This window comes from Pseudoalteromonas sp. 2CM41L (assembly GCF_023161905.1).
Lineage (GTDB): Bacteria > Pseudomonadota > Gammaproteobacteria > Enterobacterales > Alteromonadaceae > Pseudoalteromonas > Pseudoalteromonas atlantica.
The window spans coordinates 1-15,692 of the sequence record NZ_JALNTN010000004.1; the positions used below are offsets into that span (position 1 = coordinate 1).

Annotated in this window: 12 protein-coding genes, 2 tRNA genes and 1 pseudogene; 3 read left to right on the forward strand and 12 right to left on the reverse strand. The window is 41.6% G+C overall.

The window, feature by feature from the left end; genetic code table 11:
- Nucleotides 1-83 precede the first annotated feature (83 nt).
- The 6 genes from MTF64_RS06795 to MTF64_RS06820 all read right to left on the reverse strand — a co-directional run bounded on the left by MTF64_RS06795 (nt 84) and on the right by MTF64_RS06820 (nt 4,852).
- Nucleotides 84-157 (reverse strand) — tRNA-Cys (locus MTF64_RS06795).
- A gap of 27 nt (nt 158-184) precedes the next feature.
- Nucleotides 185-260 (reverse strand) — tRNA-Gly (locus tag MTF64_RS06800).
- A 208-nt stretch (nt 261-468) separates the two neighbouring features.
- Nucleotides 469-1,014: a CDP-diacylglycerol--glycerol-3-phosphate 3-phosphatidyltransferase gene (gene pgsA / locus MTF64_RS06805; protein WP_024033647.1), complete on the reverse strand. Its 546-nt coding sequence runs from the start codon at nt 1,012-1,014 to the stop codon at nt 469-471.
- A 42-nt stretch (nt 1,015-1,056) separates the two neighbouring features.
- A complete protein-coding gene (gene uvrC / locus MTF64_RS06810) occupies nt 1,057-2,880 on the reverse strand; it encodes an excinuclease ABC subunit UvrC (protein WP_004589510.1) in 1,824 nt (607 codons plus the stop codon).
- An 11-nt stretch (nt 2,881-2,891) separates the two neighbouring features.
- Nucleotides 2,892-3,542, reverse strand: a complete 651-nt coding sequence (uvrY, locus tag MTF64_RS06815) for a UvrY/SirA/GacA family response regulator transcription factor (protein WP_004589511.1) — start codon at nt 3,540-3,542, stop codon at nt 2,892-2,894.
- Nucleotides 3,543-3,700: 158 nt separating this feature from the next.
- On the reverse strand, nt 3,701-4,852 hold the full coding sequence (locus MTF64_RS06820; protein ID WP_024033649.1) for a dicarboxylate/amino acid:cation symporter: 1,152 nt from the start codon (nt 4,850-4,852) through the stop codon (nt 3,701-3,703).
- Nucleotides 4,853-5,218: 366 nt separating this feature from the next.
- Here MTF64_RS06820 and cysK point away from each other — a divergent pair, with 366 nt between their 5' ends.
- Nucleotides 5,219-6,187 (forward strand): cysteine synthase A, encoded by a 969-nt coding sequence (cysK, locus tag MTF64_RS06825; RefSeq protein WP_004589513.1) that lies wholly within the window; start codon nt 5,219-5,221, stop codon nt 6,185-6,187.
- 146 nt (nt 6,188-6,333) lie between these two features.
- Nucleotides 6,334-6,768: a hypothetical protein gene (locus tag MTF64_RS06830; RefSeq protein ID WP_029773124.1), complete on the forward strand. Its 435-nt coding sequence runs from the start codon at nt 6,334-6,336 to the stop codon at nt 6,766-6,768.
- A gap of 66 nt (nt 6,769-6,834) precedes the next feature.
- Here MTF64_RS06830 and MTF64_RS06835 read toward each other — a convergent pair whose 3' ends face one another.
- Complete coding sequence (locus MTF64_RS06835; protein WP_248450980.1) at nt 6,835-9,111, reverse strand: acyl-CoA dehydrogenase; 2,277 nt, start codon at nt 9,109-9,111, stop codon at nt 6,835-6,837.
- 167 nt (nt 9,112-9,278) lie between these two features.
- On the opposite strand from MTF64_RS06835, the gene MTF64_RS06840 reads away from it, so the two are divergent.
- Nucleotides 9,279-11,126 carry a M2 family metallopeptidase gene (locus MTF64_RS06840; RefSeq protein WP_248450981.1) on the forward strand — a complete coding sequence of 616 codons (1,848 nt, stop codon included), beginning with the start codon at nt 9,279-9,281 and terminating at the stop codon, nt 11,124-11,126.
- Between the two features lie 89 nt (nt 11,127-11,215).
- On the opposite strand, the gene MTF64_RS06845 is transcribed toward MTF64_RS06840, so the two are convergent.
- From MTF64_RS06845 to MTF64_RS06865, 5 genes and pseudogenes are all read right to left on the reverse strand, one after another.
- The gene (locus tag MTF64_RS06845; RefSeq protein ID WP_004589517.1) at nt 11,216-12,010 is read right to left on the reverse strand and encodes a putative porin; all 795 of its coding nucleotides are present in this window, start codon (nt 12,008-12,010) and stop codon (nt 11,216-11,218) included.
- Nucleotides 12,011-12,209: 199 nt separating this feature from the next.
- Nucleotides 12,210-12,581 (reverse strand): annotated as a pseudogene (locus MTF64_RS06850) (PH domain-containing protein); the annotation flags it as partial.
- Nucleotides 12,582-12,605: 24 nt separating this feature from the next.
- Nucleotides 12,606-13,514: an ABC transporter ATP-binding protein gene (locus MTF64_RS06855; protein ID WP_024033654.1), complete on the reverse strand. Its 909-nt coding sequence runs from the start codon at nt 13,512-13,514 to the stop codon at nt 12,606-12,608.
- A complete protein-coding gene (locus tag MTF64_RS06860) occupies nt 13,511-14,338 on the reverse strand; it encodes an ABC transporter permease subunit (protein WP_248450983.1) in 828 nt (275 codons plus the stop codon). Before MTF64_RS06860 ends, MTF64_RS06855 begins: the two co-directional genes overlap by 4 nt.
- Before the next feature lie 163 nt (nt 14,339-14,501).
- Entirely contained in the window at nt 14,502-15,683 is a 1,182-nt protein-coding gene (locus MTF64_RS06865) for a cystathionine beta-lyase (protein WP_055255250.1), read from the reverse strand.
- Nucleotides 15,684-15,692 lie beyond the last annotated feature (9 nt).

Sequence of the window (15,692 nt, forward strand, 5' to 3'; positions counted from 1 at the left end):
TCGAGGGATTTTAAATCCCTTGTGTCTACCAATTCCACCACTCGGGCATCGAGTTTGCTATTTAAAGCATGTGGAGTGTTGAATGGAGGCGGAACCCGGAGTCGAACCGAGGTGGACGGATTTGCAATCCGCTGCATGGCCACTCTGCCATTCCGCCAAACCGTTGGACAACCTAATGAAAACTTGGAGCGGCACACGAGGCTCGAACTCGTGACCTCGACCTTGGCAAGGTCGCGCTCTACCAACTGAGCTAGTGCCGCATTATTATTTAATTATCTGCGTTATTCAACATCTTGCGATGTTTACGCTGTTAACTAAGTAACTTTGGTTTTCTTTATCTTAGGGGCTATGCCCTCTCAACACGGACGCATTCTACAGAGATTATTAAACGCGTCAACACAAAAAATGCCACTTTTGAACTGTTTGATTATTTTTTATCTAAAACGGTGCGTTATTAGACGTTTGCAATCAATTTTTGGTCAATTCACTCCATGCAGCCATTAAATATTGCACCATAGAGCTCAGTGTTAAATAGGTGGCTATATACAATAAAGCAAAACTTAAATAGATCATCCACGTATCGTATTGCCAAATTAGGCCAATAATCGCCAGCATTTGCGCCGCGGTTTTTATTTTGCCCATATTTGATACTGCAACGTTTCCACGTTTGCCTTGTTCGGCCATCCACTCACGTAATGCAGATATCACTATTTCACGGCTAATAATAATAAGGGCCGGAATCGTCATATACATAGACTGATAATGATCAGAGAGCGCAACAAGTGCAGCACACACCATAACCTTATCGGCTACAGGGTCTAAAAACGCACCAAAAGGCGTAGATTGCTCTAGCTTTCGTGCTAAATAGCCATCAAGTATATCGGTGATTGATGCAAGCCAAAAAATAAAAGCGGCAGCAAAAAACGCCCAGCTATAAGGCAAGTAAAATATCACCAAAAATATGGGGATAAGAAAAAGTCTAAAGGTTGTGAGTGTGTTTGGAATATTCCACATAACTACTTGGATATGTCTTTTTTTCTATATTCGCATGAAGGGCTAGCCCTTGTCATGCAAATGGTTAAATATCTTCTCAGCCATGTCAGGACTGATCCCAGGAACTTTCTTTAACTGTTCTATATTAGCAGCTTTTACCCCTTGCATGCCCCCTAAATATTTTAATAATGTTTGGCGGCGCTTAGAACCTACTCCGTTGATCTCTTCTAATAATGATTGCGTGCGCTGTTTTTGGCGCTTATTACGGTGCCCTGCAATAGCAAATCGGTGCGACTCATCGCGAATATGCTGGATTAAATGAAGTGCTGGCGCATCCGAATCCATAGGAATCGTTTTTCGCCCGCCATCAATTAATAAGGTTTCAAGGCCTGGCTTTCTGCTTGTGCCTTTTGCTACACCTACTAACAGCGGCATTTTAGCATGTGGCCACGTGGCAAAATACTGCTCTGCACGGCCTAGTTGCCCTTTACCACCGTCAATGAATATAACGTCAGGAATTTTGTCTTCATCTACCACTTTGTTGTAGCGTTTGTTCAGTGCAAACTCCATTGCCGCGTAATCATCACCGCCGGTTATACCCGTTACGTTGTAGCGCCTGTACTCTTTGTTATTCGGCCCTTGCGAATCAAATACAACACAACTGGCTACTGTGTTCTCCCCCATGGTATGGCTGATATCAAAACATTCCATTCTGTTTATATCATCTAAGCCCAGGGTCGCTTTTAATTGTGCATAACGTTTGTTTATAGAGTCTTGCGTACTTTGTTTAACGGTGATGCTGTTTAATGCGTTTTTATTAGCAAGCTGAAGGTATTGTGCTCGCTCTCCGCGGGTGACCACTTTAAGCGATACTTTGCGCTCACTAATTTGCGTAAGCGCTTCACTCAATGCGCTACTTTCTTCAATCTCGAACGGTAAAATAATTTCTTTTGCTATGCGCCCTGTCGCACCAGGCGCTAAATAATATTGCCCTAAAAACGAAGTGAGTATTTCCTCTTGCCCCGAATCTTTAGGTACTTTTGGAAAATAGGTTTTACTGCCTAGCACTTTATGATCGCGGATCATTAATAAATGAATCCCATTTAATCCATTTAAGTGCGCAAAACCTACCACATCCATTTCAGCAAAATTACCTGAAATAGACTGCTGCTCCTGCATTTTGCGCAGTAGCATAATTTGGTCACGCACTTTAGCTGCGAGCTCAAAGTTAAGGTCTTTACTCGCCGCTTCCATTTTTTTTATTAAATCGGCTATTACTTCGTGCGACTTACCTGTTAAAAACTTACGTACATAATCAACTTGTTCGCCGTACTCTTGCTCTGTCACTTTATTAACACACGGTGCTGAGCAGCGCTTTAGCTGATACTGTAAACACGGGCGGCTTCTGGCACGGTAATAGGCATCTTCGCACTGACGTACAGGAAATATTTTTTGCATTAAACGCAAACTTTCCGACACTGCGCCAGCACTTGGGAAAGGCCCAAAGTACTCGCCTTTTACCTTGCGACTGCCTCTATGAAAGGCTAAACGCGGATGTTTATGACTGGTAAGTAATATATAGGGGTATGACTTATCATCACGTAATAAAATGTTATAACGCGGCTGATATTTTTTTATAAGGTTGTTTTCAAGCAGCAGGGCTTCGGTTTCGGTGTTTGTGAGCGTAACTTCAATATCGCAAATATTACTCACTAACACACGGGTTTTACTGTCGGTTAGATTAGATCTAAAGTAGCTACTTACTCGTTTTTTTAAGTTTTTAGCTTTACCGACATAAATAACTTGTTGTTCACTATCAAGCATACGGTATACACCCGGTTCACTTGATAGCGTTTTTAAAAATTGGGCGTGATCGAATTCAGACATAAATTAAAAAATTAATGAGATACGTCTATATCAATCATTTTATGGCGAATAGCCAAATGAGTAAGCTCAACGTCGCCCCCTACGTTTAATTTTTCAAACATACGGTAACGGTAGCTGTTCACTGTTTTTGAGCTTAAATTTAAGCGCTCTGCAATATCTTGAGCTTTTTCACCTTTGGTGATCATTAGCATAATTTGTAGCTCGCGCTCAGATAAGCTTTGAAAAGGGTTTTCATCGGTACGCCCTGTTACTTGTGCAAGGGCTATTTGTTGTGCAATTTCTGGGGCGATATAACGCTGACCTGCATGAACAGAACGTATAGCACGAACCATTTCATCAGAGCCTGCACCTTTGGTTAAAAAGCCATGCGCGCCAATTTGCATCACTTTTGATGGAAACGGGTCTTCGCAATTAACCGTAAGCACAATAATTTTTACATCTGGGCAATAGCGACAAATCTTTTTAGTGGCCTCTAAGCCACCCATGCCAGGCATGTTCATATCCATTAATACAATATTAGGTGCGTGCTGGCGACAAAACTGTACCGCAGCCTCTCCATCTTTAGCTTCGCCTACCACTTTAAAACCACGTACATCATCTAATATACGTTTTATACCAGTTCGTACCAGCTCATGGTCATCAACTAAAAGCACATTAATCAATGTAATACCCTCATTAACCTAACAATACGCAACAAACAATCTAATTTGCCACATTACCACAGTTAAAGCGAAACAATAACTAATATTATTGCTTCGCTTTAGGTGTACTCATCTTTTAGCATTATTTTACTACTGCTAAAAACCAGTACTTTAGTTTTTTATGACGCTGCTTTTTCGCTAAAACGGTCTACCCATAGGGCAATAATACCATCGCCTGTTACATTACACGCAGTACCAAAGCTATCTTGCGCAAGGTAAAGTGCAATCATAAGTGCCACAGCGCCTTCGTTAAAGCCAAGCATACTAGTTAATAAACCGAGCGCCGACATTACTGCTCCACCAGGTGCACCTGGCGCTGCAATCATTACTACCCCTAACATCATAATAAACGGCAGCATCCCCATTAAAGAAGGTACTTCCATGCTTGGCGATAAAAACATAACGGCCATTGCACACGTCACAATCGTAATGGTAGAACCCGATAAATGGATAGTAGCGCACAGTGGCACTGTAAAGTTTGCTACATCTTCTTTTACGTTATTTGCTTTGCTTGATTGCAAAGACACCGGAATGGTTGCCGCGCTCGACATTGTCCCCAGTGCTGTAAAGTAAGCAGGAAGCATATTTTTAACGAGCTCCAACGGGTTACGTTTAAGTAATATCCCCGTAGAAACATATAATACGGTTAGCCACAGCCAATGCATAACAAGTGCAGCAATAAGCACAACACCAAAGGTTTGCAGTGTATCGACCACGGTCCCTGCTACGGTCATTTCTGCAAATACACCCGCAATGTAAAATGGTAATGCCGGAATAATTACTTTAGATAATAAAGCATCGATTACATCGCGACCCTGATCAGACACTTTTTTAAGTGTTTCTAATTCAAGTTGGCTCATGCCAATACCAAACACAAATGCAGTCACAAGCGCTGTCATTACACCCATCAGCGGTGGAATTTCTAAATCAATAAAACTGCCAATTTCAGTGGCAACTTCGGCTTCAAACGTAATATTGCCACTTAGCAGTGGAATAACCGCACTTACTAGTAAAAAGGCAAGCGTACCTGCAATTACTGTAGAGCTATAAGCAAAGCCAACGGTTTTACCTAATAAATGGCCAGACCCTTTAGGCAAGCCCGCAATGCCAGAAGCAATAAAAAATAAAATAATTAATGGAATGGTAAAAGAAATGAGTTGGCCAATAAGTTCTTTAACAGTAAATAAAAGCTCAACACCTGTGAGAGGAACATAAAGTCCGACCAAAATACCGGCCACAATACCGGCAATTAATTTTAAGATTAACTTCATTGTGATTGCTTAGTTGAATATAGATAGAGTGTTTTTAACATGTTTTAGGCGCATTGTGTGATAAAAGTATTCAAGTTATATTCATGTGCGCAAATAACACACAAAAACATCGCAATAATTAGCCTACTCTGAGCATTTTTTAACTACGTGGCGAAATTTACTCTTTAAATTTAAAAATGAGCCCGCATCTTTAATAACTAAAGCAACAATAATAACTAATTTTTATTTCGGCTGGTTATAAGCCCAATAGATATATGTTATAGCCAAACTTTACTTTAGTTTTTTTAAACTCGCAGTAAAGTGTATTTATATAGTTAATAGCAAAGGCTATTAACACATTGATCAGATTGTATCCAAAGGAACATTATGTCTACTATTTTTGAAGATAACTCACTAAGCATTGGTAATACACCACTGGTAAAACTTAATCGCGTAACAGGCGGAAACGTTTACGCTAAAGTAGAATCGCGTAATCCTAGCTTTAGTATTAAATGTCGTATTGGTGCATCAATGATTTGGGAAGCTGAAAAATCAGGTCAGCTTGTTGAAGGTAAAGAACTAATTGAACCTACATCGGGTAATACAGGTATTGCCCTTGCATTTGTTGCAGCAGCACGTGGTTACAAATTAACACTTACCATGCCAAATACAATGAGCCTAGAGCGCCGCAAACTATTAAAAGCATTAGGCGCTAACTTAGTGCTTACAGATGGCGCTAAAGGTATGAATGGCGCAATTGAAAAAGCAAAAGAAATTCAAGCAACAGATCCAGAAAAATACATTTTATTACAACAGTTTGAAAACCCAGCTAACCCTAAAATTCACTTTGAAACAACCGGCCCAGAAATTTTTGAAGCGCTTGATGGTAAAGTAGACTTTTTTGTAGCAGGCGTAGGCACTGGCGGTACTATTACAGGTGTTAGCCGTTACCTTAAAAACGAAAAAGGCCTAGATGTTAAAGCGATTGCAGTTGAGCCAACTAACTCACCTGTTATTAGCCAAACGCTTGCAGGCGAAGAAGTAAAACCAGGACCACATAAAATTCAAGGTATTGGCGCAGGCTTTATCCCTGGAAACCTTGATTTAAGTGTGATTGATGGTGCTGAGCAAGTATCAAACGAAGATGCTATTGCAATGGCTCATGAGCTAATGAAAAAAGAAGGTATTTTAGTGGGTATTTCATCAGGCGCAGCTGTTGTTGCCGCTAAACGCCTTGCTGAAAAGCCAGAAAACGCTGATAAAAATATTGTGGTGATTTTACCAAGTGCCACAGAGCGTTACCTGTCTAGCCCAATGTTTGCTGAAGAATTTAGCGAGCAAGAATTAGTACAGTAAACTTCTCTCCTTGAGATACTTAAAAGGATGCTTATGGCATCCTTTTTTATTATTTATGATTCAATTTTCTATTTATTCCTCAGTGCTGCTTTACATCTTGTTTAATTAACCACACACTTTAAAAAAACTAATTAAAAACATTCAACATGAAAAAAATAACAGCTTATTTAAGTTTTATCGTATGCTTATTTTTAGCCGCCTGTGGCGATAGCGTACAAACGCTGGGCGACTCACCGGGCGATACAGCCACCGCTTACTTTGATGCATTGTATAATCAAAAAGATTTACAAAAAGCCAGTACAATGGCCACCCCTAACCTCAGCCGAATTATGAAATCCTATGGCACCGCTAAGCAATTTGCCCGAAACTTAGTAAACCTGCAATACGATGAAGTAGTAATTGAAGTCGATATGACCAACATGAGCGTACGCGAACAATATGGCGATAACGCCAAAATAAACCTCATTTTTACAGGCTACTTTAATGGCGATAAAGTCGATGATATGCGCAGCGTTAAAATGCTTCGTAAAAAAGGGAAATGGTATATCGATAAAATAGTTGCAGACCCTTACGCACGCTAACTTATACACCACAAAAAAGGCCTTACACATGTAAGGCCTTTTTGCGTTTAGCGCTTATCTTAAGCGTTATAATTCACCGGGTTTAAAGTTATCAACGGCAATTGCTTGTTTTCTTAGTTTATTGGTATGGTGCATTGCATCGGCATCTGCTTGCGCAAGGAGCTCATTCTCTAGTGCGTAATTTATTGCGCCTTCTATGTCGAGTGTTGCAGGGACCTTACCACTGCGTTGCCAGTGTTTTAATTCTTTAAACTGTGTTTGCATATCGTGCATAGCTAAAAATGCATTTTCCATCACGCCTGTGCCCGCATTTTCATCTACATAACATAAGTGCGTTAAACGGTTTCTAAACACCCCAGGTTGCGTCATATGCTCGCAAATACTTTGGGCTGTTTCATCACTTGGCTTGTGGTAGTGATTCCCCAGCGGAAACACAATGCGTTTAAGTAAAAAGTTAACCACCGGATTTGAAAAGTTTTTGAAAAAACCGTCAAACGCTTGGCCTATCTCATAAAGAGAATTTTCAATAGCGTATTTCACAAAAGGTAAATCAGCCTGTTGGCGCCCTTCATCTTCAAAGCGCTTTAATACAGTAGACGCTAAATATAAATGGCTAAGCACATCACCTAAACGCGCCGAAATCATCTCTTTACGCTTTAGCTCGCCACCAAGTACCAACATGGCTACATCTGTAGTAAAAGCAAGCCCTCGGCTCATTCTGCTTAGCTGTTTGTAATACACAGCGGTTGCACCGCACACGGGCGCTTTTGCCAAACAGCTTCGCGTAAGACCATGCACAAAAGCCATGCCGGCATTACTGGCAGCAAATAAAATGTGCTTCATCAATAAACTATCAAATTGATCAAGTGCTGCATCATCGTCTTCCATTGCGGCAGCTTCCATTTCCTTTAACACAAACGGATGACAACGGGTGGCACCTTGGCCAAAAATCATTAAGTTGCGGGTTAAAATGTTTGCCCCTTCAACGGTAATCGATACCGGGATCCCCATATAACCATGGGCTAAATAGTTATTAGGCCCAACTTGAATACCTTTACCAGAATGAATGTCCATTGCATCGTTCATTACCGTACGCCCCATTTCGGTCATATGGTATTTTGCAATGGCGGTAACAACCGATGGGCTCAGTTTTAAATCTATTGCGCCTGCGGTCATTAAACGCGCAGACTCTAATGTATACGTTAACCCGCCAATACGCGCTAAGGCTTCTTGTACACCTTCAAATTGGCCGATTGATACACCAAACTGTTGGCGTACCACAGAGTAAGCAGAAGTCATTTTAGAGGCTAAATGTCCTGTTGCGGTGCTTAGTGCAGGTAAAGAAATACCGCGCCCAGCACTTAAACACTCAACCAACATGCGCCAGCCTCGTCCTGCGCCCTGCTCACCACCAATAATCCACTCTAGCGGAATAAAAACATCTTTACCGTAGGTAGTCCCGTTCATAAATGCCATGTTTAATGGATAATGGCGCTCACCCGTTTCTACCCCTTCGTGATCTGTAGGAATTAGCGCACAGGTAATACCTAGCTCTTTTTCATCGCCTAATAACCCATCTGGGTCATACATTTTAAAGGCAAGGCCAAGTACAGTTGCAACTGGCGCGAGCGTAATATAACGCTTAGACCAATTTAAACGCAGGCCTATAACTTCTTCACCATTATGCTGCCCTTTACACACTACGCCAGAGTCGGGAATACTGCCCGCATCAGAGCCAGCTTCTGGGCCGGTAAGTGCAAAACACGGCACATCTTTACCACTTGCAAGGCTTGGTAGCCAACGGTCTTGTTGCTCTTTTGTGCCATAATGCAGTAACAGCTCGCCTGGGCCTAAGCTATTAGGCACCATAACAGTAACCGCCGCAGTTAAGCTTTTTGTGGCAATTTTTGACACTATGGTTGAATTAGCAATGGCAGAGAACTCACGTCCACCAAATTTTTCAGGAATGATCAGCGCAAAAAAGCCCTCTGTTTTTAAGTAATCCCAGACTTCTTTTGGTAGGTCTTTGTCTTTTTGTACAATTTGGTAATCATCTAGCATTGCCAGTAGCGTGTTCACCTGATTATCCATAAAGTCATTTTCTTTATCGCTAAGCTCAGGCCTTGGAAAGTTATGCAGTTTTTGCCAATCTGGGTTACCACTAAATAGCTCACCATCCCACCATACATCGCCGGCTTCCATTGCCTCTCGCTCAGTTTGCGAGAGCGGCGGAAGTACCTTTTTAAACATTTTAAACGTAGGACGGCTGATCAGGTTGAGGCGAATATCTTTGACTGCAAAAATAACCACCACCACGACCAGCAATATTATAAATACTGACATGAGCACATTCCTTTTACATTGAATGAAAATAGTAACTTAATTATGACCCATCTTAGTTTAAATACAATCATTGCGCGATGCACCACACGCCTTAACGTATTAATTTTATTGTTTTAAACATCGCTGCTATTATCACTTTCTTAATAACAATAAACCAAAGGAATACAATGAACACGCCACGCTTTAAATTAAGTATGAGCGCCCTCATAGTCGCAAGTACATTAGCGCTAACCGCCTGCGAAGCGGAAATAGCCATAGACACTACCGATTCAGCACAGACCAAGAAGCCCCTTACAAAACAAGATGCCAATGCATTTATTGCCAAAGCCGAGCAAGAACTAAGTGAGCTTTACCTAGAGTCGAGCCGCGCTGAGTGGATTTACGCAAACTTTATAACGCACGACACCTCGGCGTTATCTGCCGAGGTTAATCGTAAAATGACCGAGTCGGTCGTACGTTTAGCCAATCAGGCAGCCCAATTTGACGACTTAGCGCTTGATTACGATGCACGCCGCAAGCTTAATAAACTTAAACTTGCGCTTACTTTACCCGCTCCTCAGGACGCCGAAAAAACAGCCCAACTTTCAACTATTGTGGCAGAGCTTGGGGGTTTATACGGTAAAGGTAAATACTGTAAAGATGATGGCAGCTGTTTAAGCCTTGGTGATATGACCGCAAAAATGGCCACCAGCCGTGATTACAACGAGCTACTTGATTTATGGCAAGGGTGGCGTCAAATTTCAAAGCCAATGCGCCCACTTTACGAGCAGCAAGTAACCCTAACAAACGAAGGGGCTAAAGAGCTAGGTTATGCTGATACCGGCGCAATGTGGCGTAGTAAGTACGATATGCCAGCCGATGACTTTACAACCGAGCTTGACCGCATTTGGGGGCAAGTAAAGCCACTTTATAACTCACTGCATTGCCATGTACGCGCTAAATTAGGCGAAAAATACGGCACCGACAAAGTGGCCCAAGATGAGCCTATTCCTGCGCATTTATTAGGAAACATGTGGGCACAAGCGTGGGGTAACATTTACGATGTGGTCGCGCCAGAAAACGCCGATCCGGGTTACGATGTTACCGAGCTTTTAGCTAAAAATAATTACGACGAGCTAAAAATGGTTAAAGGTGCTGAAACCTTTTTTACCTCAATGGGGTTTGAGCCACTGCCAGAGACTTTTTACGAGCGTTCGTTATTTGTAAAACCAAAAGACAGAGACGTACAGTGTCATGCCTCTGCTTGGAATATAGATAGCAAAGACGATTTACGCATTAAAATGTGTATTCAACGCACAGGCGAAGAATTTTCTGTTATTCACCATGAGCTAGGCCACAACTTTTATCAGCGCGCTTATAATAAACAACCTTTATTTTATCAAGAAAGTGCCAACGATGGTTTTCACGAAGCCATTGGCGACACCATTGCTTTATCGGTTACACCCGGTTACTTAAAAGAAATTGGTTTACTTGAGCAAGTACCTGATGAGTCAAAAGACATTGGCTTACTAATGAAAATGGCGCTAGATAAAGTCGCCTTTGTGCCCTTTAGCTTAATGGTTGATCAATGGCGCTGGCAGGTATTTTCGGGCCAAGTAAAGCCACAAGATTATAATAAAGCGTGGTGGGAGCTACGTGAAAAATACCAAGGTGTGAAAGCGCCTATTGCACGTAGCGAAGATGACTTTGATCCAGGTGCTAAATACCACGTACCAGGCAACACTCCTTATACACGTTACTTTTTAGCGCATATTTTACAGTTTGAATTTCACCGTAGCTTATGTGAAATAGCCGGTAACGATAAAGCCATACACCGCTGCTCTATTTATAATTCAAAAGAAGCAGGAGATAAGCTAAACGCAATGCTAGAAATGGGCTCTTCTCGTCCATGGCAAGAAGCCCTTGAAACCATCACTGGCAAGCCGCAAATGGATGCAACCGCTATGCTTGATTACTTTGCACCGCTGCAACGCTATTTAGATGAGCAGAACAAAGACCGTAAATGCGGCTGGTAAAACTTTTACCACAGTTAATTTAAGTTAAAAACAACAAAGCCCGCTACAGTAGCGGGCTTTTTATGCTTTTAATTAAGTACAGGGCTTAATTAAAACTGAAAACGCATGTTTGCAAAGTATGCATCGTTATCAGAGTCATCTGCATTGTTCTCGTAACCTACTTTAAGACCAATGTTTTTATTGATGAAGTGCTGAGCACCAAAGCTGTATGTATCTTGCTTGTTGTAGTTAGCAAATACCGAGGTTGCTTTTGAGAAGTAGTAGTTAGTTTCTGCTACCCACTGGTTTTCTGCATCTTCAATGCTCTCGTATTTACCTTCAAACGTTAAAAAGTTACCTTGCTGTAAGTCAATAAAGTACTTAGCTGCAACAGCGCGGTAATCAAAGTCGTCATCAGATGTAAGTGTTACACCTACGTAGTCTGTGCTGTTTAGCATGTGATTGTATGCTAAATCAAACAAAGCAAAGTCATCGCCGTCTTTGTTTTCAACAAGCGTTACTTTTGCTAATAAATCAGGGTTAAAGAAGTAGCCACCAGTTAGCTTGTAAAGCTCACCGTTAGAGCCCGAATCTGGGTCAAGGTTTTCGTAAGATGCGCCAACAACAAATTCATTAATAAAGTATTCGCCACCAATGTTAGTAACATCACCAAAGTCGTCATCAGCATAACCGCCGTAAACGTTAGTTTGTTTATTAATGTACTCAAACTGATCGTACGGACCTAATGTTTTTTTAGGAGATAGGTAATAAATAGAGTCTACAGCAACGGTGTCGTTGTTATCGCTATCTTTGTAGCTTAAATTACTGATTGAATTGTAGCTGTCTGCAGCAGCCGCAGTGCTAGATAATAAAATGCTTGAAATAATAACTGCTAATTTTTTCATTGTAAGACTTCCCTTTGTGCATTGCTTTTTATGCTTTAGCTCATTGACTAAAGTGGGGACATGCTAACGCTGAGAAACTGAATGAAAACTTAATTAAGCAGTTGTATTTATTAAGTTAATTGTAAGTAGGTGTAAGAAACTGTAAATTTAAAGTAGTTGCAACATATAGTCAACAACTACTTAAAACATGTTCAGCAAACTAAAGCGCATGCTGACTTATTACACGATAAACTTCGTTAATATTATCGCCCGATTTAAACTCTTTACTAATAGGCGTTGGGTCTGAACCAATCCAAATTTTAAGCTCGGCATCTAAATCAAAGTGCCCTGCACTTTCTTTACTAAACTTAGTAATTTTAGAATAAGCAATACTCACCATTTCCATTTTAGAGCCGGTCATACCTTGCTTATCAATTAAAATTAAACGCTTATTAGTAAAAATAAACATATCGCGAATCACCTTATAGGCTTTTTCTACTTGTTCGCCATCTATTAGGGTATTGGCAAGTACTTTTTCTAAATCAGAATCATCTACTTCGCTTGCATTTCCCATTAAACCACTGAGTAGTCCCCATTAAACCACTGAGTAGTCCCATTATGCTTTCTCCTGTGTAAATATTTGATTTTCTAAGGTGTGACCATTTACTAACTGCCTATATTGCCAGTTTTGTTGATGGCAAAAGTTTAATAAAGCAATATCAAGTGGCTCACCGGTTGGCTGGTACTCAATCACGTATTCTTTATGTTGGCTCATATACACACGGCTTACACCTGCTAACGCCTGCAGTTGCTGCTCCACATTTTGATACGCCTCGTTGAGCATTAAGGTATAAAAGTGAGTATGCGTATTGTTGTCTTTTGTTTGGTGCTCGCTCAAAATGCCCTTATCTAGGTGAAGCACTTGGGAGCATAATCGCTCAAGCTCGGTTAAATCGTGCGAACTTAAAATAAAGGTGGCTTCATCGCTTAAGCTCGATACCAGCTCTCGCACCTCTCTGGCATGAATAGGGTCAAGCCCTGCTGTGGCTTCATCAAGCATCACTATTTTCGGCGAGCCAATCAGCGCTTGCGCTATCGTTACCCGTTTGCGCATACCGTGAGATAAATCGCCCGCACGCTGTTTAGCGACTTCTTTTAAGCCAACCAAATCAAGTACGCGCAGCGCTTCATTGTGGCTTTGTTTAGCACCCATGCCTTGAAGCTTGCCATAAAACGCCAGTTGCTTATCTATATTAAAACGCGGATCTAACTGCGCATCTTGCGGTAATGCACTCACTTGGTTGAACAACGCGGCACTACCAGGCTTATGCCCTAAAATACTGAGCTCACCGTGGCTTGGGTTAATATAGCCGCACAATAAACTAAATAATGTGGTTTTACCGGCGCCATTAGGGCCCACTAACGCCACAGGTGCGCCTTTTTGAATTTCAAAGCTTACGTTGTTAAGTGCTTGCTTTGCGCCATACGATTTACTCAAGCCGCTGGCTTTTATTAATACGCTCATAGCGAACTCCTTGTAAATATTCGATGCGCAATCGCTATAAATACAGCGCTTTGAATAAGCGGCACACCTAAGGCACTCAATAAAGGTAGGTTTTGCCCAGCTAAAAGTTCAGAATTAACCCCTGGGAAAAGGTAATCGAGCGCATTTAAAGCCGGTACTTGCCACGCCAATATACCCACAATAATGCCGCCACCAGCAAAATATAAAATGGCTAATACAATGGCTAAACGCGACGAGCGAGCAAACGTGTTAATCAAACTCATTAATGCCACAAACGGGCTAAGTACCACCACCATTATTATAAATATAGAAACCGCACGGCTTAACCCACCCATTAATAGGCTAGGCTCTCTGTAACCAAGTACGCCAAGGGTTGCCACTAGGGTAATAGCTAATAAACACGCTAACACGCCAAGCTGACCTAAAAAACGGCCAAATAAAATTTCAAACCGTGTAGAGCGCAATGATAAAAACCGTAATGTGCCGCGCGCTCTATCGCCAACGGTTTGATCGCTTGATATAAAAATAGCAAACAGCGGAAAGCTATACAAAGCGACTAGCCAGTACATAGCAAATTCTGCCTCAGGCCAATCAAGCAACTTACTTAAACCAATACTGCCTGAAATATCGCGTGCCATTTGTTCAAAATTGGGGGCACTAATAATGCTGACGGCTTGGCCTATCGGGTAGCGTAAAATAAGTAACCACACAAGGGCAAAGGCGGCCATAGCAATTAAGCCGCGCTTGGTTAAAAACATACGTACTAGCTCAAAACCCGCTATTTGGGTTAATCGCCCTATGTTCAATAATGATGATGTTGCCATTGGCTTTCCTTAATGACGTTGCTCATGCTTTAAAATAAAGCGTAATGTAACAACAGTAAGTGTAAACACCTTGAATTACCAGCAAAAAAAAGCTCACCATACGTGAGCTTTGTAACAAACCGTTTAAATGTAACAGGCCAAACTTTGTTTATTTAGCCTATTTTTATAAATGCTGTTGGTATACCTCAAGTGCTTGGCTTAAGTCATTAATTAAATCATCAATGTCTTCAAGGCCAATATGCAAGCGAATAACAGGGCCTAAATCCCAGCCGGTGTTCGAACGTAAACCTTTCATGGTCAAATTTGCGGTAACTAAACTTTCAAAGCCGCCCCACGAAAAGCCCATTTTAATGTGCTCAAGGCTATCTAAAAACGCATCAATGGCTTTTTGGTTTCCGGTTTTCATTACAAATGAAAACAATCCATTGCTGCCATCAAAGTCGCGCTTAAAAAATTCATGCCCAGGGCAGCTTGCAAATGCAGGATGGCGAATATGATCAACTAACTCATGTTGCTCAAGCCATTTTGCCACCTCTATAGCCGCCTTTTCGTGCTGATTTAAACGCACTGCCATAGTACGTAAGCCTCTAAGCGCTAAATAGGCATCATCTGCGCTGGTGCATTGCCCTAATAAGTACGACTGCTCACGTAGGGTTGGCCAGTACTTTTTATTTGCCACTGCTACACCCATCATTACATCAGAGTGGCCAACAATGTACTTAGTTGCTGCTTGAATACTAATATCTACACCGTGTTCAAGTGGGCGGTAATGCAAGCCATTGCCGTAGGTGTTATCAAGCATGGTCATAATATTATGCTCATTGGCTACTTTAACCATGGCAGGTACATCTTGTATTTCCATGGTTATAGAGCCAGGCGATTCTAAAAACAGCACTTTTGTGTTTGGCTGAATATACGCCTCAATACCTGCGCCAATTGTAGGTGGGTAGTAAGTGGTGGTAACACCTAGCCCCGCTAAAATTTTATCGCAAAAATCACGCGTAGGTTCATACACGTTATCAACCATTAAAATATGATCGCCCGCTTTTACAAACGACAATAACGCTTGGCTTATTGCCGCAGCGCCGCATGGGTAAAGTGCGCAGCCTTCGCCGCCTTCAAGCTCGGTTATCGCTTCTTGCAGTGCAAAATGTGTAGTTGTGCCACGGCGGCCATAAAATAATGTTTTATCTCCGCGGGTTTTAGCGGCTTCTTTTAATTCGGCCACGCTGTCAAATACAATTGTAGAAGCGCGCTGTACTACGGGATTTACCACACCATGGGTGTAGACTTTTTTACGCCCCGTTGATACTAACTGGGTATTTTTATTTTTGCTTGTCGCCATTACCAATCC

Coding starts and splice junctions, on each gene's coding strand:
- MTF64_RS06865 (WP_055255250.1), bottom strand. CDS start 15,683: ATGGCGACAAGCAAAAATAAAAATACCCAGTTAGTATCAACGGGGCGT.
- MTF64_RS06830 (WP_029773124.1), top strand. CDS start 6,334: ATGAAAAAAATAACAGCTTATTTAAGTTTTATCGTATGCTTATTTTTA.
- MTF64_RS06860 (WP_248450983.1), bottom strand. CDS start 14,338: ATGGCAACATCATCATTATTGAACATAGGGCGATTAACCCAAATAGCG.
- uvrC (WP_004589510.1), bottom strand. CDS start 2,880: ATGTCTGAATTCGATCACGCCCAATTTTTAAAAACGCTATCAAGTGAA.
- MTF64_RS06820 (WP_024033649.1), bottom strand. CDS start 4,852: ATGAAGTTAATCTTAAAATTAATTGCCGGTATTGTGGCCGGTATTTTG.
- MTF64_RS06835 (WP_248450980.1), bottom strand. CDS start 9,111: ATGTCAGTATTTATAATATTGCTGGTCGTGGTGGTGGTTATTTTTGCA.
- cysK (WP_004589513.1), top strand. CDS start 5,219: ATGTCTACTATTTTTGAAGATAACTCACTAAGCATTGGTAATACACCA.
- pgsA (WP_024033647.1), bottom strand. CDS start 1,014: ATGTGGAATATTCCAAACACACTCACAACCTTTAGACTTTTTCTTATC.
- MTF64_RS06845 (WP_004589517.1), bottom strand. CDS start 12,010: ATGAAAAAATTAGCAGTTATTATTTCAAGCATTTTATTATCTAGCACT.
- MTF64_RS06855 (WP_024033654.1), bottom strand. CDS start 13,514: ATGAGCGTATTAATAAAAGCCAGCGGCTTGAGTAAATCGTATGGCGCA.
- MTF64_RS06840 (WP_248450981.1), top strand. CDS start 9,279: ATGAACACGCCACGCTTTAAATTAAGTATGAGCGCCCTCATAGTCGCA.